The organism is Qipengyuania citrea (genome assembly GCF_024171405.1).
GTDB classification, from domain to species: Bacteria; Pseudomonadota; Alphaproteobacteria; order Sphingomonadales; family Sphingomonadaceae; genus Qipengyuania; species Qipengyuania profunda.
In genome coordinates, this window is sequence record NZ_JALJZT010000002.1 from 1,857,651 (window position 1) to 1,875,985 (window position 18,335).

General features: G+C 64.9%; 18 protein-coding genes and 1 tRNA gene. 6 read left to right on the forward strand and 13 right to left on the reverse strand.

Annotated features, from left to right (window positions below; genetic code table 11):
- Positions 1 to 74: 74 nt before the first annotated feature.
- Positions 75 to 599, forward strand: coding sequence for a hypothetical protein (locus J2S32_RS09950; RefSeq protein WP_253520681.1), 525 nt, complete (start codon positions 75 to 77; stop codon positions 597 to 599).
- Here the strand turns inward: J2S32_RS09950 and J2S32_RS09955 are convergent.
- Entirely contained in the window at positions 553 to 1,860 is a 1,308-nt protein-coding gene (locus J2S32_RS09955) for a homoserine dehydrogenase (RefSeq protein ID WP_253520683.1), read from the reverse strand. The genes J2S32_RS09950 and J2S32_RS09955 overlap by 47 nt on opposite strands.
- A 69-nt stretch (positions 1,861 to 1,929) precedes the next feature.
- Positions 1,930 to 2,772 (reverse strand): hypothetical protein, encoded by an 843-nt coding sequence (locus J2S32_RS09960; protein ID WP_253520685.1) that lies wholly within the window; start codon positions 2,770 to 2,772, stop codon positions 1,930 to 1,932.
- A 362-nt stretch (positions 2,773 to 3,134) separates the two neighbouring features.
- On the opposite strand from J2S32_RS09960, the gene J2S32_RS09965 reads away from it, so the two are divergent.
- From J2S32_RS09965 to J2S32_RS09980, 4 genes are all read left to right on the forward strand, one after another.
- Positions 3,135 to 3,791 carry an energy transducer TonB gene (locus tag J2S32_RS09965; RefSeq protein WP_253520687.1) on the forward strand — a complete coding sequence of 219 codons (657 nt, stop codon included), beginning with the start codon at positions 3,135 to 3,137 and terminating at the stop codon, positions 3,789 to 3,791.
- A gap of 64 nt (positions 3,792 to 3,855) precedes the next feature.
- Positions 3,856 to 4,641, forward strand: a complete 786-nt coding sequence (locus tag J2S32_RS09970; protein ID WP_253520689.1) for a MotA/TolQ/ExbB proton channel family protein — start codon at positions 3,856 to 3,858, stop codon at positions 4,639 to 4,641.
- 83 nt (positions 4,642 to 4,724) lie between these two features.
- Positions 4,725 to 5,255 carry an ExbD/TolR family protein gene (locus J2S32_RS09975; RefSeq protein WP_253520692.1) on the forward strand — a complete coding sequence of 177 codons (531 nt, stop codon included), beginning with the start codon at positions 4,725 to 4,727 and terminating at the stop codon, positions 5,253 to 5,255.
- Positions 5,256 to 5,294: 39 nt separating this feature from the next.
- Complete coding sequence (locus tag J2S32_RS09980; RefSeq protein WP_253520694.1) at positions 5,295 to 5,732, forward strand: ExbD/TolR family protein; 438 nt, start codon at positions 5,295 to 5,297, stop codon at positions 5,730 to 5,732.
- A 109-nt stretch (positions 5,733 to 5,841) separates the two neighbouring features.
- Here J2S32_RS09980 and J2S32_RS09985 read toward each other — a convergent pair whose 3' ends face one another.
- The 5 genes from J2S32_RS09985 to J2S32_RS10005 form a co-directional block, all read right to left on the reverse strand.
- The gene (locus J2S32_RS09985) at positions 5,842 to 8,310 is read right to left on the reverse strand and encodes a ligase-associated DNA damage response DEXH box helicase (RefSeq protein ID WP_253520696.1); all 2,469 of its coding nucleotides are present in this window, start codon (positions 8,308 to 8,310) and stop codon (positions 5,842 to 5,844) included.
- A 61-nt stretch (positions 8,311 to 8,371) separates the two neighbouring features.
- Positions 8,372 to 9,217, reverse strand: a complete 846-nt coding sequence (locus tag J2S32_RS09990) for a DUF2059 domain-containing protein (protein WP_253520698.1) — start codon at positions 9,215 to 9,217, stop codon at positions 8,372 to 8,374.
- A gap of 27 nt (positions 9,218 to 9,244) precedes the next feature.
- Positions 9,245 to 10,648, reverse strand: a complete 1,404-nt coding sequence (pgmG, locus tag J2S32_RS09995) for a phosphoglucomutase/phosphomannomutase PgmG (RefSeq protein WP_253520700.1) — start codon at positions 10,646 to 10,648, stop codon at positions 9,245 to 9,247.
- The gene (locus J2S32_RS10000; RefSeq protein ID WP_253520703.1) at positions 10,645 to 10,947 is read right to left on the reverse strand and encodes a DnaJ domain-containing protein; all 303 of its coding nucleotides are present in this window, start codon (positions 10,945 to 10,947) and stop codon (positions 10,645 to 10,647) included. The genes pgmG and J2S32_RS10000 overlap by 4 nt, the downstream gene beginning before the upstream one ends.
- Positions 10,944 to 11,753, reverse strand: coding sequence for a division plane positioning ATPase MipZ (locus tag J2S32_RS10005; protein WP_253520705.1), 810 nt, complete (start codon positions 11,751 to 11,753; stop codon positions 10,944 to 10,946). The genes J2S32_RS10000 and J2S32_RS10005 overlap by 4 nt, the downstream gene beginning before the upstream one ends.
- 214 nt (positions 11,754 to 11,967) lie before the next feature.
- On the opposite strand from J2S32_RS10005, the gene panC reads away from it, so the two are divergent.
- Positions 11,968 to 12,816, forward strand: coding sequence for a pantoate--beta-alanine ligase (gene panC / locus J2S32_RS10010; protein ID WP_253523050.1), 849 nt, complete (start codon positions 11,968 to 11,970; stop codon positions 12,814 to 12,816).
- Between the two features lie 32 nt (positions 12,817 to 12,848).
- Here panC and J2S32_RS10015 read toward each other — a convergent pair.
- The 6 genes from J2S32_RS10015 to J2S32_RS10040 all read right to left on the reverse strand — a co-directional run bounded on the left by J2S32_RS10015 (position 12,849) and on the right by J2S32_RS10040 (position 18,315).
- Positions 12,849 to 12,922, reverse strand: a tRNA-Gly gene (locus J2S32_RS10015).
- Positions 12,923 to 12,968: 46 nt separating this feature from the next.
- Complete coding sequence (locus J2S32_RS10020; protein WP_253520707.1) at positions 12,969 to 13,586, reverse strand: OmpA family protein; 618 nt, start codon at positions 13,584 to 13,586, stop codon at positions 12,969 to 12,971.
- 1 nt (position 13,587) lies between these two features.
- Positions 13,588 to 15,441: a cation:proton antiporter gene (locus J2S32_RS10025; RefSeq protein ID WP_253520709.1), complete on the reverse strand. Its 1,854-nt coding sequence runs from the start codon at positions 15,439 to 15,441 to the stop codon at positions 13,588 to 13,590.
- Between the two features lie 100 nt (positions 15,442 to 15,541).
- Positions 15,542 to 16,072 carry an adenine phosphoribosyltransferase gene (locus J2S32_RS10030; protein WP_253523052.1) on the reverse strand — a complete coding sequence of 177 codons (531 nt, stop codon included), beginning with the start codon at positions 16,070 to 16,072 and terminating at the stop codon, positions 15,542 to 15,544.
- 79 nt (positions 16,073 to 16,151) lie between these two features.
- A complete protein-coding gene (locus tag J2S32_RS10035) occupies positions 16,152 to 17,003 on the reverse strand; it encodes a cytochrome c1 (protein WP_253520712.1) in 852 nt (283 codons plus the stop codon).
- Positions 17,004 to 17,022: 19 nt separating this feature from the next.
- Entirely contained in the window at positions 17,023 to 18,315 is a 1,293-nt protein-coding gene (locus J2S32_RS10040) for a cytochrome b (RefSeq protein ID WP_253520714.1), read from the reverse strand.
- Positions 18,316 to 18,335: the final 20 nt, after the last annotated feature.

The following is an 18,335-nucleotide window of genomic DNA, read 5'->3' on the forward strand; positions in this document are numbered from 1 at the left end:
CCCTCCCATGAGTTTGTGCGGCGAAGGCTGGCACAAAGATTTTCAGGCCCGCCGGATAGACAGGGAGCATTGCATTGTCGAGACGCTGGTGGGTGACAGGCGCGGCGATCGGCATGATCGCGATCCCACCGCCGCTGGCGGCGCAGGACGCACAGGCGCCCGGCGAACAGATCGATATATTGGCGCCGCAGGAGGATTATCTCGGCCCGCTGGAGGATTGCAGCGCCGAACAGGAAGCGGCGAGCATTTCGGGCGAAATCGTCGTCTGCCGCCGACGGCGCGACAACGGCGCATTCGCGGTCGACGAAGATGGGGCGCAGCAGCGCTATGCCGAGGAAACCATGAACAGGGGCGATCCGCGCACTCCCGACGTGTTCGGGATTCCCAACCACGGCGTGGTCGTAGCACGCGGCTGCTTTATCGGCCCCTGCCCGCCGCCCAAGGCCTTGATGATCGATATCGAGGCACTGCCCGAGGCGCCGCCCGGATCGGACGCGGACAGGATCGCCCGTGGTCTCGCGCCGAACGGCAGCGCCGCCGAAGACGAGGCCGTTAGTCCTTCAGAATCGGCATCACCAGCGGCGGAGCCGTCAGGCTAGGCGACCCGTCGAGCAGCTCGAGTGCCTTGGTCACGCAGCGCTCGGGTCCTTCATGCGTAACCATCGCCACCAGTACCTCGCCGCCAGCATGGTCGCGCCCGCGCTGGATCAGGCTTTCGATCGATACCTCGGCATCGCGCATCGCGGCAGTGATTTCGGCCAGCACGCCGGGACGATCGTTGACGGTAAAGCGGATGTAATCGCGCCCCACCCGGTTGCCCGCATCGGCCGGTGCGAAGGGTTCCAGCTCCTCCACCGGCACCGAAAACGGCGCGCCGAGATCGCCGCGCGCAATATCGATCAGGTCCGCGACGACCGCGCTGGCCGTCGGCCCGGCGCCCGCGCCAGCGCCCTGGAACAGCAGGCGGCCGGAGAAATTCCCTTCCGCCACGACTGCATTGGTCGGACCCGTGACCGCCGCCAGCGGATGGCCGCGCGCTACGAGACAGGGGCGCACACGCTGGAGCAACCGCTCACCGCCGTCGCTCTCGTCGAGCGACGCGATGCCGACGAGGCGGATGACATAATCCAGCGCGCCGGCCTGGGTGATATCGGCCGCGCGCACCTCGCGGATACCGGTCGCCGCGACAGCGTCGAAATCGACCCGCGCCCCGAAGCCGATCGCCGCAAGGATGGCGAGCTTGTGCGCCGCGTCGATGCCGTCGATATCGAAGGTCGGATCGGCTTCGGCATAGCCCTTGTCCTGCGCGGCCTGAAGCATCTCGCCGAAATCGGCGCCTGTGCGCTCCATTTCGGAGAGGATGTAATTGCAGGTCCCGTTGAGAATGCCGTAAATGCGCTCGATCCGGTTGGCCGCCGCCCCTTCGCGCAGTCCCTTGACCACGGGGATACCGCCCGCAACTGCCGCCTCGAACTTGAGCGGGGCGCCGCGCAAGGCCGCCTGTTCGGCGAGCGCCAGGCCGTGGTGCGCGATCATCGCCTTGTTCGCGGTGACGAAACCCTTGCCCGCATCGAGCGCGGCGCGTGCCAGCGTCAGCGCCGGGCCGTCCGACCCGCCAACGAGTTCGAGCACGACATCGACATCGGCCCGCTGCGCCATCGCCTGCATATCGTCAACCCAGGCATAGGGTGTGAGATCGACCCCGCGATCGCGCGCACGGTCGCGGGCATTTACCGCGACGATCTCGATCGCGCGGCCAGCGCGGCCTTCGATCAGCGAGCGGTTGGTTTCGAGCAGCTCGATCACGCCGGTGCCGACGGTGCCGAGCCCGGCGAGGGCAATGCGAAGAGGTTCAGCCATGGCAGCCGCCTAGCGCAGCCATCCCCCCGGTTGGAACCAGTTTGTCTTGGCCGAGGTGAAGCGGGGCCTTTATTCGCGCGTGCGGCTGCAGGGTCCGAGCGCTTCGCGCACCAGCGCATAGTCCGCCGTGGCGAGCGCCCTTTCCCGCGGATCGCGCGACAGGTTTGCACTTGCCGGCAGCGTGGCCGGCAGCGAGCAGGCCAGCCGGTACCATGCGAGCGTATTATGATGCGGCGCGCGCGCCGACTGATCGACGATCTCGGTCCAGGACACACCCCAGCGCGGCGTCTGGCCGGGGCGGCGAACGATCGTCAGCGAGACCGGCCCGTCATTGGCGGTATCGAGGAAAAGCTGGGTTTCCGACTCGCCGACCAGCGTGCCCTCGACCGCCAGCGCATCGCGGATACCGGTCACGCGCGGCGGAGCGTCGGCGGCCAGCAATTCGGACAGGACCGGGCGCAGCCGCGCTTCGAACTGTTCGCTATAGGGAAACTGCGCCTGCGGATCGACCAGCTGCAGCTGGTCCGGGTGCCCCGATACAGGCCGGGCGAACAGGATCACCTCCTGCTTCTTGAGCTTGGGCGCCTTGCCCTTCGCATCGAGCGGGACGTCGACCAGATAGCGCAGCGCTTCCCCGACGGGAGCATTGCCCGCGATCAGCGCCGTGGTACGCGCCTCGACATAGAGCCGCACGAAACCGGGAGCGAGGCCGGGGGAGCGTTCGCGCTCGACAGTCGCCTGCTGGCGGATCTGCGCGCGCAGGACCAGTGGCGCACTATCGGCAAGATCGACGATGTCGGCATAGGTCATGGCCGGGGGACTGACGGGCTCCTGCGCGATGGCCGCAGCCGGGGCGCATATCAGCGCGGCGCTGAGGAGCAGGAGCTTCGCGGGATGGCGTTGGATCGACATGGGAGGTGATTCTTTTTGCAGGGGAAATGGGAGGCTCGAATCGGTGAACCCATGGGCATTGTCCACGGTTCCTCGGGCCAGGTCACTGAATCCGCGCTTAACCGATAAAGGGTTTGCGGTGGCAGGGCATCGTAGCTAAAGGGTCGAGCCGGACCCGAGCGCATGACACAATATTGCTTGGGGAGAGGTGTCCGGGTTCTTATCGAGAACTTTGGATTGCCTTCGTCGCTTGGACTTTTGAATAAAGCCAAGGGGCGCGACTGCGTTAATGATGCCCCATGTCACGCCAGCCTGGCGGGTCGCAAAATGGGCATCCAGATACCCCGGACTTTCCGGGGTGACCGATGGAGTGATGCAACCGAATGGCTTATGCTGACCAACAGATGAGCGGCAATCGCGTTGTCGCGATCATCATTGTTGCCCTCATCCATATTGCTCTCGGCTATGCTCTCATCACCGGCCTCGCATATGATGCGGTCCAGCAGGTGGTCGAGCGCGTGACGACGATCGATATCGATGAACCCCCGCCGCCTGAAGAAGAGCCGCCGCCGCCGCCGGAGAACGTGCCCGACACGCCGCCGCCGCCGGTAGCACCGCCGCCGCCGATCAATATCGCCCCGGCGCCGCCGCCAATTCGGACGCAAACGACGATCCCGCCCCCGGCCCCGCCGCGGCTGGTCATCCCGCCGCCCGCACCGCCCGCTCCGCCGCCGCCGCCCTCGCAGGCGCGTGGTGCCACGGCGAAGGGCCAGAACGGCTGGGCTCGCCGGATTCAGAGCAATTATCCCCGCCGCGCAGAACGCGAAGGCATCGAAGGCAATGTCGGTGTGACCATCACCGTCGGAACCGATGGTCGCGTCGCCTCCTGCCGGGTCAGCAATTCCAGCGGATCGAGCGATCTCGATGCGGCGGCTTGCGACGGGATGACACGCTATGCGCGGTACGATCCGGCCCTGGATGCCGCAGGCAATCCAATCCAGGACACCGTTTCGACCACCATCGTTTATCGGCTCAATTAAACTCATCCCTGCTTAGGGGTCGGCTGGCCCGGCAGGGAACGACGCATCAAAAGGACTACTCGTTATGACCTTCGAACTTCTTGCTGCTGCCGGTGAAGCGGCTCCGCAGAACTCCTTCGGCTTTGTTGAAGCCATGGAACAGGGCGGCATCATTGCCTGGTCGATTCTGGCCGTGCTGGTGATCATGTCGGTCGGCTCTTTCTACATCCTGTTCACCAAGCTGTTCGAACAGCGCAAGGTGCTCGCCCAGTACAAGGCCGTTCGCACCCAGTTCTGGAAGACCGGTTCGCTCCGTGACGGTGCTTCCAAGCTCGAAAAGAACAGCGCCTGGCGCCAGCTCGTCGACGACGCGATCCTCGCCGAAGACCAGCACGCCAAGATGACCGACAAGCTCGAAGCACATGACTGGATGCATGGTTCGCTGCAGCGTTCGGAAGACACCATCAACTCGAAGCTTGCGGGCGGCCTGCCGTTCCTCGCGACGGTCGGTGCAACCGCACCCTTCGTCGGCCTGCTCGGTACGGTTATCGGTATCTACCGCGCGCTGATCAACATCGGCATCGCCGGTTCGGCTTCGATCGACAAGGTCGCGGGCCCGGTTGGTGAAGCACTGATCATGACCGCCATCGGCCTGCTGGTCGCGGTTCCGGCCGTGTTCGCCTACAACTGGCTCCAGGGCCGCAACAAGCGGATCGCCGAGCTGCTCCACGCATTCTCGACCGACCTGCTGGCGAACATCAACTCGAACGGCGTCGTCAAGCCGACCTACATGACCGCGACGACCGCCTCGACGGCTCGCACCGCAACGGCTGCCAAGCCTGCTGCGGCGACCACCACGGTCAAGAAGTAATCGATCGGATACGGGGGCGGCACACAGCCGTCCCCGCACCCTCCGCATCGAACCCAAGAATTTCGAACGTTAGGAACTGAACCATGGCGATTTCGACAGGAGGTGGCGGCGATACGCCCATGTCGGACATCAACACCACGCCGCTCGTGGACGTGATGCTGGTGCTTCTGATCATCTTCCTCATCGCGGTTCCGGTCGCGATCCAGACCATCGAGAAGCTGGAAATCCCGGTCTTTGAATCGGTCGAATCCAAGGACAAGGTCGAAAACCTTCTCCTGACCGTCAGCACCACCGACGATAACGGTGTGAGCGCCGGCGAGCCGGGCTTTGCAGGTGCATCGCGCAGCGGTGAATGCCGCGTCTATTTCGGCAATGTAGCGCCGGTGAGTTCGGAAGAACTGTACGACCAGGCTTTCGAACGCCTCGATGCCATCGTGCAGCGTGCGGGCGGACCGGACGCGATCATGGAGGATCCGGAGAAGATCCCGCAGGTTCACATCCGCGGCGACGTCAATGCTCCGTGGTCGTGTGTGGCCGGTGCGATCTACAACGTCCAGGCGGCGGGCTATCCCACCGTTGGCTTCATCTCGAACCCGGTCGACCCCAACGGTTGATCGCGCGGTTCGGCAAAGCAGATTAGGGAGTAACCCACTATGGCAATGTCAGGCGGCTCAGATGATGGCGCGCCGATGATGGAAATGAACATGACGCCGTTGATCGACGTCCTGCTCGTTCTCCTCATCATGTTCATCATCACCATTCCGGTCGCGACCCACTCGGTCGATATCGACCTGCCGGCACCCAGCGACGTTCCACAAGACATCACCGTCGAGCCGGAGAAGAACAAGCTGGTCCTCACGGCCAACAACGAGATCCTGTGGAACGGCAATGCGATCGACGAGGGCCAGCTGCGCACGCTGCTCGAGGAATCGAAGGCGATCAATCCGGAACCCGAACTCCAGTTCGAACCGGAAGCACAGGCCAGCTACGATCTCGCAGCGAAGGTCCTGCAGCTGATCAAGGCTAGCGGCGTGACCAAGTTCGGCTTCGTCGGCAACGAACGGTACCGGACTTTCGGCAAGGCCGGTTGATCGCGGCAACGCAGATACATGAACACGGGAAAGGGGCGGAGCGATCCGCCCCTTTCTTTTTGTCTGCTGCGAATGTGGCGGGCAGCAGCTGGGCCGCCCTCCCTGCCGCCTAATCGTCCTCGCCTGCGGGCAGGTCCACGCGCATCGCCGCACCCGCCAGGCTCTCCGCCTCGAGCAGCAATTCGTCATCGACCGAGCCCTGCGGGGTGGCCTCGCGCCCTATCATCACCATGACCGGGACCGCGAGCGGGCTGACCCGGTCGAGTTCGACATGGACCAATTGCTCGGCCGAACGATCGAGCAGATCGCCCAGCCGCCCGACATCAGTCAGCCGCGTGCGCGCATCGGCCCAGGCCGCTTCGAGCAGGACATGGTCGGGTTCGTATTTCCGCAGCACGTCATAGATCAGGTCGGTCGAGAAGGTGACCTGCTTGCCGGTCTTGCGCTTGCCCGGATGCTGCCGCTCGACCAGGCCGCCGATCACGGCGACCTCGCGAAAGGCGCGCCGCAGCAGATGCGAATTCTGCACCCATTCGATGAATTCATCCTGCAGGATGTCGGGCGACAATAGCGGTGCAGGATCCTCGACCGGCTTGAGCCCCCAGACCGCCAGCGAATAGTCATTGGCGACGAAACCGCCCGGCATCAGCCCGCGGTCTTCCATGCGCCGGGTAATCAGCATCCCGAGGCTCTGGTTCGCGTTCCAGCCTTCGAAGGTATAATAGACGCTGTAATGGCGCTTGGCGTGCGGGAAGCTTTCGACCAGCAATTGTCCCGGCCCCGGCATCCGGCTGCGCCAGTCCTGCACCTCGAGCCATTCGCGCACATCATCGGGGAAGCGTGCCCAGCCCGCGCGGTCGACCAGCATTTCGCGCACCCGATCGGCCAGGTGCGTGGTCAGCGGTAGCCGCGCCCCGCCATAGCTCGGGATCATGGCGGAAGCCTTGGCGGCCTTCACCAGCACTTCCATGTCCTGCAGCTTGACGACTTCGAGGCTCATCCCCGCGAAGGCGAAAGTATCGCCGGGGCTGAGCGACGCCGCAAAGCGCTCCTCGACCTTGCCGAGGCTGCGGCCACCGCGCCCGCGCCCCGCACTGATCCGGACGTCGAGCATTTCGGAATCGATGATGATCCCGGCGTTCATCCGGTGGCGCTGCGCCTGTTCGGGATGCGACAGCCGCCACACGCCCTCGGCATCGCGCACGATGCGCTTGAACTTGTCATAGGCCTTGAGCGCATAGCCGCCGGTTTCGACGAAGGAGAGCACGCGCTGCCACACCGCGTCATCGACCCAGGCATAGGACAGGCTCGCACGCAATTCGGCGAGCAGTTCACCCTCCTGGAACGGCGCGGCGCAGGCACAGGCCATGACATGCTGCGCGAGCACGTCGAGCCCGCCGGGGCGAAACTCCTCGCCGTCACGCTTGCCCTCGTCGACCGCTTCCTTCGCCGCGGTGGCTTCGAGGAATTCGAAGCGATTGCCGGGAACCAGCAGCGCCCGGCTGGGCTGGTCGAGCCGGTGGTTGGCGCGCCCGATGCGTTGCAGTAGCCGCGACGAGCCCTTGGGCGCCCCCATCTGGACCACCAGGTCGATATCCCCCCAGTCGACGCCAAGGTCGAGGCTGGCTGTCGCCACGAGCGCACGCAATTCGCCCCGCGCCATCGCCCCTTCGACCTTGCGCCGCGCCTCCTTGCTCAGCGACCCGTGGTGGACGCCGATGGGGAGCGTATCCTCGTTCACATCCCACAGGTTCTGGAAGATATACTCGGCGAGGAAGCGCGTGTTGGTGAAGATCAGCGTGGTGCGGTTCTGGCGGATCTGCGCGTAGAGCTGTGGTATCGCCCAGGTCGCCGCATGGCCGCCCCAGGGTACGCGCTCGGCATCGGGCAGCAGGATTTCGACCTCGGCGGGCGCGCCCGCCTCGCCGGTGACCAGTTCGACCGTATCGATCTCGCCCCATGGCGCGAGCCATTCGCGAAAGCCCTCCGGATTGGCGAGCGTCGCGGAGAGGGCCACACGCTGCATCGCCGGAGCGATCGCCTGCAGTCGGGTCAGCGCCAGTGCCAGCAGGTCGCCGCGCTTGCCGGTGGCGAAGGCGTGCACCTCGTCGATCACGATCCGTTTCAGCCCCCGAAACAGCTCGAAACTGTCGGGATAGGACAGCAGCAGCGACAGGCTTTCCGGCGTGGTCAGCAGCACATGCGGCGGGCGCGTACGCTGGCGCTTCTTACGGTCCGACGGGGTGTCCCCGCTGCGTGTCTCGACCCGGACCGGCAGGCCAATCTCGTCGATCGGTGTCAGCAGATTGCGCTGCACGTCATGCGCCAGTGCCTTCAGCGGCGAGACGTAGAGCGTGTGTAGGCCCTCGGGCGGGGGCGCACCGGCCAGCCGCGAGGGGGTAAAGTCAGCAAGCGTCGGCAGGAAGCCCGCCAGCGTCTTGCCCGCGCCAGTATCGGCCACCAGCAGCGCGTGGCGCCCGGCGTCACTCGCCGCCAGCATTTCCGACTGGTGTCGCCGGACACGCCAGCCGCGCCCGGTGAACCAATCGTCCAGTTCGGGCGGAATGGCGGTCTGCATCAGTTCAACAGCGAAGCAGCCATGCCTTCGGTTCCGCAGCGCCGCATCCCGCCGGTCCGAGCTACATCGCGTCGGCGCTGGCCGGGCCGTCCATCGTCTCCGGCGGCTTGACCAGATCGGGCAGGCTCTCGGCTTGCACGTCCAGCAATTCGGCCAGGCGTGCGCGCTCCGCTGCGCTCAGATCGTCATAGCCGCGTTGCGCGGGCAGCGCCGCCATCGCTTCGATCATCGCCGCATTCAGATCGCCGAGCCCGCTCATCATGGCGGGCATCGCCTGCATCATGGCCTGCATCACCTGCGGATCGGCGAACAGCGCCATCGATTCCTCCGCATAAACGGTCCCGGTGGGCGTCGCGAAGAAAGCGGCGATGTCGGCCAATTGCGTGGCTTCGAAGCGAACGGCATAGGCTCTGGAAAGGCCATCGCGCATGGGGCCTTCCATGGCGGTGAAAACTCCGCTCATCCGCGAGGTAAGCACATTGACCACGGCATTGGCGCGGCGGTCGTGGGCGGGATCGAGCATGGCCATGATTTCCGCCTGCTGCGCCTCCCCAAGCGTACCGACATCGTCTTCTGCGATCTCCAGCCGCGACATGAGCACGAATTCCGGCGCCGAGAACATCGTCATCATGGGACGCATGATCTGATCCATCATGTCGCCCATCATGCGGCCGTAGAAACCTTCGGGCATCATCTTCCCGACGACCTGCTGGGCAGCGGGCAGCCGCGCCTGTTGCTCTTCGGTCAGCGGTTCGGTCTGGAACATCCCCGCGATCATGCCGGCAATCTCGTCGACCTGCTCGCGCGACATATCGGCGGCAGGATCTTCCGCCGCGTCCTGTGCCATGACCGGGCTGGTCATGGTCAGCGCCATGGCCGCCAGCGACGCACTCAACAGCTTACGCATATTCTTCCTCCCGCTTGTCCCAGACCCTCAGTGCCCGGCCTGCGGGCCGCGCTCCAGCCCCGAAGCAGCCAGTTGCTCGTCGATCTGCGCGACCAGGCGGTCGAGGCCGGCCTGGTCTTCGCTTTCCGCGCGCGCGACGAGCACATCCTGCGTGTTCGAGGCGCGCAGCAGCCACCAGCCGTCGGCGGTGGTCACGCGAACCCCGTCGGTGGTGTCGGCGACGGCATCGCTCGCGGCAATGCGTTCGGCGATCTCGCCAATCGCGGCAAACTTGCGGCTTTCATCGACCTGGAAGCGCATTTCGGGCGTATTGACCATCGGCCGCATTGCACCGCGCAATTCGGTCACCGAACGGCCCAGCCGCGCCGATGCGGCAATCAGCCGGATCCCGGCATAGAGCGCATCGTCATAGCCGTAATATTCGTCGGCGAAGAACACGTGGCCGCTCATCTCGCCCGCCAGCGGCGAGCCGGTTTCCTTCATCTTGGATTTGATCAGCGAATGGCCGGTCTTCCACATCAGCGGCTTTCCGCCGTGATCCGCCACATGGTCGAACAGCGCGCGGCTGGCCTTCACATCGGCGATGATGGTCACGCCCTTGGTCCGCGCCAGCAGGTCCTCGGCATAGATCATCAGCAACTGGTCGCCCCAGATTACCCGGCCTTCGCCGTCGATCGCCCCGATGCGGTCGCCATCGCCATCGAAAGCTATTCCGAAATCGAGCGATTTCTCCGCAACGAGCGCGCGCAAATCCTCGAGATTTGCCTCGACAGTGGGATCGGGGTGGTGGTTGGGGAAATTGCCGTCCACTTCGGTGTAAAGCAGGTGATGTTCGCCCGGCAGGCGCGCGGCGAGTTTCTCGAGCGCGGGCCCGGCGGCGCCATTGCCCGCGTCCCAGCCGACCTTCAGCTCGGCGAGCGCGGCAGGATCGAGCCCGTCGAGCGCTTCGAGCATCCGGTCGATATAGGCATCGATCACGTCGCGCTCCTCGACCGCGCCCGCACCGTCGACCCATTCGCCCGCCGCCCCGCGCCGGCCAAGCTCCTGAATGTCAGCGCCAAAGAACGGACGGCCCTGGAACACCATCTTGAAGCCGTTGTAATTGGCCGGATTGTGGCTGCCGGTTATCTGGATGCCGCCATCGACATCTGCCGCCGATGCTTCGGCATAATAGAGCATCGGAGTAGCGCTCATGCCGATCCGCACCACATCCATGCCCGAAGCGGTCAGACCTTCGACGAGGGCGTGTTCGAGCATGGGCGAGCTGACCCGGCCATCGTATCCAACCGCCACTTTCGTGCCCCCGGCTTCGGCCAGCATCGACCCGAAACCGCGCCCGATTGCGCGCGCATCTTCTGCCCCCAGCGTTTCGCCGATAATCCCGCGGATGTCGTATTCGCGCAGCACGGTGGGATGGAAATCGTGGGTCATTGCGGGGGCTCCGTTGGGGTCCGGGAAATGTGATTGAGCAAGAGGTCGCGCGCGGCATTGGCCTCCTGCAAGGTGGCTGCGCTACCCCCTTTGTCCGGGTGATTTATTGTAGCAATGCGACGGTGAGCGAGACGGATTTCATCTTCGCTGGCATGCCGCGGCACGTCGAGTGTGGCCCGCGCCTGGGCCAGCGCCCGGTCCGTCGCGCTCTGCGCGGTCAGATATTCCCACGGCCATTTGCCGAATATCCAGCGACACGCCACCGCGAGCAGCAGCGCAAGCGCGAGGAAGCGGATCACTGGACCGCCTCCGCGAGAGTTTCCGTGTCGTTCGCGGGAAGACGCAGATTGGCGACGAGGCCGCGCAATTCCTGCCGGGCGACAAGATGGCTGGTGCCGAGATCGCCCAACTGCCCCTTGTCGAGCAGCGTCAGGCCCGAGGGGAAGAGTTCGCGATAGACCACGCGTTCGGACAGGCCCTTGGCAACGCGGAAGCCGACGCGCTTCGACATTTCGGTCAGCGCCTGTTCGATACGCGCCATATTGCGTGCTTCGGTATAGCCGGTGCGGTTGCGCACCACGACCCAGTCCATCTGCCCGCGGTTCTGCTCGATCTGCGTCCGGCTGCGCTTGATCCGCGCTTCCCAGATCAGCTCGGCATAGAAGGACAGCTTGCGGACCTTGAAGCTCTCGCCCTCGACCTGGCCGATGAGGTCGAAGTCGACAAAGCTGTCGTTCATCGGCGTGACCAGCGTATCGGCGGTGGTGGCGGCGTGGCGCGCAAGCGGGTCGTCACGGCCGGGCGTATCGATGACCACGAAGTCCGCGCCTGCGGACCGGGTTTCGATAAATTCCTCCATCGCCGCCTCATCCATGCCCTCGACGACATGGCAGATGGCGGTGGGCAAATCGACGCCGCGCCGCTGGCTGGTCTCGGCACGGTTCTCGAAATAGCGGCACATCGTACGCTGGCGATGGTCGAGATCGAAGGCGACAACCCGCGCGCCGCGAAACGCGAGCGCGACCGCAATGTGCACGGCGGTGGTCGATTTGCCGGTGCCGCCCTTCTCATTGGCGAAGACGATGCGGTGGGGATGCGACGTCATCAGGGGTGGGCCGTAAAGTTCATGCTGGCGACGTCCCTATCCAACCCGCCGTCCGGCGGCAACGCACCGTGCTGATGGCGAGCATGGTTTTTCCCACAATGGGAACCGGGTTTGTCCGGTGGGGCGCGCGCGAAAAGGTCCCGGCGCGCGCGATCTTGCCACATGCCGCGCGGGGCGGCACAGGTGCCCCCTTCAGTTTACGGGAGTTGGACCGCTGCAAACCGCCACCACCCTCGCCGCGCTTCGCACGGCCAGTTCGGCCCTGCGATCGAGCGGGAGCCTGGCGCTGGTGCCGACCATGGGCGCCTTGCACGAAGGCCATCTGACGCTGGTGCGCGAGGCGCGGGCGGCGGCCGAGCATGTCGCCGTGTCGATATTCGTCAACCCGCGCCAGTTCGGGGAGAATGAGGATCTCGATGCCTATCCGCGGCAGATGGAGCGCGATTCGGCACTGCTCGAAGCCGAGGGAGTCGCGCTGCTCTGGGCTCCGGCGCCGGAGGAGGTCTACCCCCCGGGCTATGCGACGAACATCTCGGTTTCGGGGATCAGCGATGGCCTGTGCGGTGCCGACCGACCGGGCCATTTCGATGGCGTCGCAACGGTCGTGTGCAAGCTGTTCAACCAGGTGCAGCCCGACCTGGCCTTCTTCGGCGAGAAGGACTGGCAGCAGCTGGCGGTCATCCGCCGCATGGCACGCGATCTCGACCTCACGCTGCCGCATGTCGATGCAATCCGCGGCGTGCCGATCGTGCGTGAAGCTGATGGCCTCGCGCGGTCGAGCCGCAATGCCTATTTGACGTCAAGTCAGCGCGCCGCCGCAGCGGCACTGCCCCGGCAGATGGAAACCGCAATCGCGCGCCTGGTCGCAGGCGAACACGCGGATGCCGTGCTGTCGGACCTCGCGGGTGGGTTGCTCGAGGCCGGGTTCGATTCGGTCGACTATGCCGATCTGCGCCGCGGCAGCGATCTGGTACCCGCCAGCGACGCGGCACCGGGCAACCGGCTGTTCGTGGCGGCGCGGATCGGGGGCACCCGCCTGATCGACAATATGCCGGTCGGCTAAAGGCGTATCCGTTCGAAGGATGGCGGGAAGTCTGGAGCGGGTAAGGGGAATCGAACCCCTCTAGCCAGCTTGGAAGGCTGGAGCATTACCACTATGCTATACCCGCTCAGGTGACGCGCCAATGCCACCGAAGCCGCGCTGGCGTCAACACGCTATTGCGCGCGGTCGCTGCTTTCGGTCCGGGCTTCCTCGGCTGACGAAGCGAGGCTTTCGGCGAGGGTCGGTTCCTTTGTCGCAGTCGGCTGCGCCGTGACGCTGACTTCGATTTCGACGCGGCGATTGGTGGCCCGTCCCGCCTCGTTCGGCGTCCCGTCGGGCAGCGCATTGGGCGCAACCGGGTTCTGCTCGCCGAACGCGATGATGACGATCCGTTCCTGTGCGACACCGTTTTCGATCAACCATTCGGCCACCGCATCTGCGCGCGCCTGCGACGCGCGCAGATTGGCTTCGTCGTCGCCGCCGCTGTCGCTGTGACCGCGCAGGGTCACCGTCCCTCCCTCGCCCATCTGCGGCGAGGCGAGGACGGTGGCAAGGTCGGCGCGCGCCTCTTCGGTCAATTCCGCGCCTTCGGGGAAAGCGATCCGCGTTTCCAGCGCACCGCGCGGTTCGAGCGCCTCGATCGGCTCGACCTGGAATTCGGGCCGGAAGATCGAGCGCTTGTCGCCGCCCTCCTCTTCCTCGGGCGGCGGCGCGCCGCGCTGGTCGCCGCATGCGGCCAGCATGAGCGTGGCCGCAGCGGCAATGAGGGAAAATTGGCGCGTGTGCTTCATGTCATGCCCCCTGTTCGGTGGTCTTGTTGCGCTTGCGGTCGCGCTTGGCTGCGGCGTCCTGCGCGGTGCGTTCCTGCGGCGGCGCGAAGCTGACGATGACGTCACCGGCGCGCGGTTCGGGCCGCGCCGCATGGGTGAAGAAGCGGAGCGTTCCGCTGTCGCGCACGAGCAGCAGCATCGAGGCCGCATCGGGCAGCCGCTGCTGCGCCGCCTCGAAGTCGAATTCTTCCGACAGCTTGGTCTTGCGGAACACCCAGCCCCGCGCGAGCCGTTCGTTGACGTCCTCGACGCCAAAGCCGGTTTCGAACAATGCGCGTCCGCGGATGCCGCTGGGCAGCGCGTGGCGATCGTCGTCGTCGACGGCATCGCCCAGCTGGAAGACCGTGTCGCGCCCGATTTCATAGGCGAATTCATTGCAGACGAGCGCGTTATAGGCCTCGTTCTCGGTCGCCGCGACCAGCACCGCATAGGGAGCGAGGTCGAGATTGTGCTCGGTCGCCTCGTTGAGGATTTCGCCGTGGTAGAAGGGCAGCCCCTTTTGGCGCGCCAGCGCGAGGCGCTGCCAGCTGGAATCGACCACCATCACCGGCGATTTGAGCTCCTGCATCATCAGCGCGAGGGAAATGGTCCATGGCGTGCTGCCGACGATCAGGATTCCCGGCCGGTTGCTGCCTTTGAGATTGAGCAGCCGCGCAACGAGATCGATGGTGAAGCCATGTGCGATGATCGTCACCACGACCACCGCGAAGCTCAGCCCGATCAGCGCGGTGCCATCATAGCCGATATCCTCGAGCCGCAGCGCGAACAGGCCGGAAATGGCCACCAGCACGATCCCGCGCGGAGCGATCCAGGCGAGGAACAGCCGCTCGTCCCACGGCACCGAGCTGCCCAGCAGGCTGAGCAGGATTGTGGCCGGTCGGACGAGGAACAGCAGTGCCAGCAGGAACAGCCCGAAATTCCAGTTGAGATAGGCCAACTCTTCGAACTCGAGACTGGCGGAGAGCAGGATGAAGATGCCCGCGATGAGAATGACCGCGACGTTCTGTTTGAAGGGATGGATGCTCCTCAGCGAGGAAACGTTCATATTGGCCAGCGCGATACCCATCACCGTCACGGCAACCAGACCCGCCTCGTGCTCGATCTGGTTCGAGAGCACGAAGACCACGATCACCGAGGTGAGCAGGACCGGCACCTTGAGGAATTCGGGCACCGCGCCGCGCGGGAACGCCCAGGCGATCGCGGCCGCCGCCACATAGCCGATCAGGCCGGCGATGATCGCGGCGATAACCAGCGGCGGGACAACTTCGATCAGCCCCGAACCCGGCGATTCGGCCACCTTGCGGAAATATTCATAGGCAACGACCGCACACAATGCGCCGATCGGATCGTTGACGATCGCTTCCCATTTGAGGATCGCCGCGGGTCTGGGCTTGACCGAAGATTGGCGTAGCAGCGGCATGACCACCGTTGGTCCGGTGACCACGAGGATACCCGCGAACAGGATCGCGACGGGCCATTCCAGGCCGCCGATCGAATGGGCCGAGACCGCGCCCAGCACCCAGGCGATGGGCACGCCGAAGATCACCAGGCGCCAGACCCCGTCGCCGGCATGGCGCAATTCGCGGAAGTCGAGGCTCAGCCCGCCTTCGAACAGGATCAGCGCGACGCCGATGGCGATCATCGGGTCGAGCAAGTCGCCAAAGGCGTGTTCGGGGTCGAACAGGCCGAGGATCGGGCCCGCAAGGAAACCTGCAGCCAGCATCAGCACGATGGCCGGCCAACCCGTGCGCCAGGCCAGCCACTGGGCACCGATGCCCAGCATACCAACCATCGCGATGACTAAAGACTGTTCCATGCCCCTCCCTGACTACGCGAGAATTCGCGAGCAGCGCGCCAGCACGGCGCGAGTCTTATGAATGTCCGAAGCGGCGAATATATCCTGCATCGCCGCGCGCTCAATCGCCCTCGAAGCCCATCAGCGTCCGCACGTCCACTGCCTGGCTAGCAAGTTTGGCGCTGCCGCCCAAATCAGGCAGGTCGATGACAAAGGCCGCACGGCGCACTTCGGCCCCCGCCAGCCGCAGCAGTTCGGTCGCCGCCAGCGCGGTCCCGCCGGTGGCGAGCAGATCGTCGACGATCGCCACCTGCTGCCCGGGCGCCACCGCGCTGGGATCCATTTCGAGCCGGTCGAGCCCATATTCGAGCTCGTAATCCACCCCGATCACGGCGCACGGCAGCTTGCCCGCCTTGCGGATCGGCAGGAACGGACGGCGCAGCCGCGCCGCGACCGCGGCCCCGAAGATGAACCCGCGCGCTTCCATTCCGGCAATCGCCTCGGCGCCTTCGACCGCCTCCGCCAGCCATTCGACCGAGGCGGCGAAGCCCGGCCCATGACCGAGCAGCGTGGTGATGTCGCGAAACTGGATCCCCGTCTTGGGAAAGTCCGGGATCGTACGGACCAGGGCCTTGAGTTCATCGGGCGTCATCATCTTTTCCCCGGAAAGCAAAACGCCCCTCGCATCGCGCGGATGCAAGGGGCGTCATACGTTGGTCTGGAAATGCCGATCAGTCGGCTTTGCGCTTTGCCGCAGCCCAGATCTGGTTCTTCGACAGAAAGGCAAGGATCGTCGCGAAGAGCAGGAAGACCAGCACCGGCCAGCCCGTCTGCTTGCGCTCGACCAGCGTCGGTTCCGCGGTCCAGGTCAGGAAGGCGGCAACGTCTTCCGACATCTGCTGCACCGTCGCCTCGGTCCCGTCGTCATAGGTCACCTGACCGGTCGTGGTCAGCGGCGGCGCCATGGCGAGGTTGAGGTTCGGGAAATAGGGGTTGTGATACAGGCCCGGTCCGGGTGCCGCTTCGGGATGATGCTCGAGCAGCTCTTCGGTCGGTTCGGCATAGCCCGCGAGCAGCGAAGCGACATAATTCGTGCCGTCACCGCGTGCCTTGGTCATCAGCGACAAATCGGGCGGAATGGCGTTGTTGTTCGCTGCCGCCGCGGCAACATTGTTCGGATAGGGCGACGGGAAATAGTCGGTCGGCAGGCCCGGACGCGAGGTCGCTTCGCCGGTGTTCGGATCGATGCCCGGCACCTGCTTGGAGGCGGCGAACGCCTTCACCTGGCCTTCGTCATAGCCCAGCTGTTCGAGATCGCGGAAAGCGACGAACTTGAGGCTGTGGCAGGCCGAGCAGACTTCGTCATAGACCTTGAAGCCGCGCTGCAGCTGCTGGATATCCCATTTGCCGAAAGCGCCGTCGAAGGAATAGGCGATATCGCGCGGTTCCTCGTAGGGAAGATGCCCGGCGGGCTCTTCGGTCATCCAGGCATAGGCACCGATGACGAAGGAATAGAGCGCGATAAGCGCGAAGCCGAGGCCGACGAGAATGGCGACGAGGCGGATGCTGAGAAGCTTGGTCATGTCTTTTCTCGTAACTCGCTTAGACGCCCGGCGTCGTGTTTTCGCCCAGCACTGCCTTCTTGTCCGAGCCGAGAACGGCTTCGGTGATCGAATAGGGCAGCGGGGCGGGCTTCTCGATCTGGCTGACGATCGGCAGGATCACCAGGAAGTGCAGGAAGTAGTAAGCCGTCGCCACCTGGCTGAGCATCACATAGGGCTCTTCCGCCGGGGCGCCGCCACAGACGAACAGCACGCCCATCGTGGGGATCAGACCGAACCAGAAGAACTTGCGGAACAGCGGACGGTAATGGCCGCTGCGCACCGGCGACTTGTCGAGCCAGGGCAGGAAGAACCAGATCAGGATCGACCCGAACATCGCGATCACACCCAGCAGCTTGGCCGGCAGGATGAAGTCGACGGTGAAGGCACGCAGGATCGCGTAGAACGGCCAGAAATACCATTCGGGCACGATATGCGCCGGCGTCGAAAGCGGGTTGGCTTCGATATAGTTGTCGGGGTGTCCCAGCGCGTTGGGCAGGAAGAACACCATCGTGAAGAACAGCAGCAGCGCGACGCCCAGGCCGAACCCGTCCTTGGCCGTGTAATACGGGTGGAACGGCAGCGTATCGCTTTCGCTTTTCACTTCGACCCCGGTCGGGTTGGACGAACCCGGGATATGCAGCGCCCAGATGTGCAGGATGACGACACCCGCAATCACGAAGGGCAGCAGGAAGTGCAGCGAGAAGAAGCGGTTGAGCGCGGCATTGTCGGGCGCGAAACCGCCAAGCAGCCAGATCTGGATCGGCTCGCCGACCAGCGGGATGGCGCCGAACAGGCCGGTAATGACCTTGGCACCCCAGAAGCTCATCTGGCCCCAGGGCAGGACGTAACCCATGAACGCGGTCGCCATCATGAGCAGGAAGATCACCACGCCGAGCAGCCAGATCATCTCGCGCGGGGCCTTGTAGGACGAATAGAACAGGCCGCGAAAGATGTGCAGGTAGACGACGATGAAGAAGAAGCTGGCGCCGTTGGCGTGCGCATAGCGCATCAGCCAGCCCCAGTTGACGTCGCGCATGATGTGTTCGGTGGTCGCGAAGGCGACCTGCGCATTCGCCGCATAATGCATTGCCAGCACCACGCCGGTAACGATCTGCACGACGAGGAAGAAGCCCGCGAGGACACCGAAGTTCCAGAAATACGACAGGTTGCGCGGCACCGGATAGCCCGCGCCCACAGCATTATAGACGAGGCGCGGCAGCGGCAGTTTCTCGTCGAGGAACTTGGTGACCCCATTGGTCGGGGTATATTCCTTGGCCCAGGGAAAGCTCATGGTTTCGTCTCTTCTCTCTA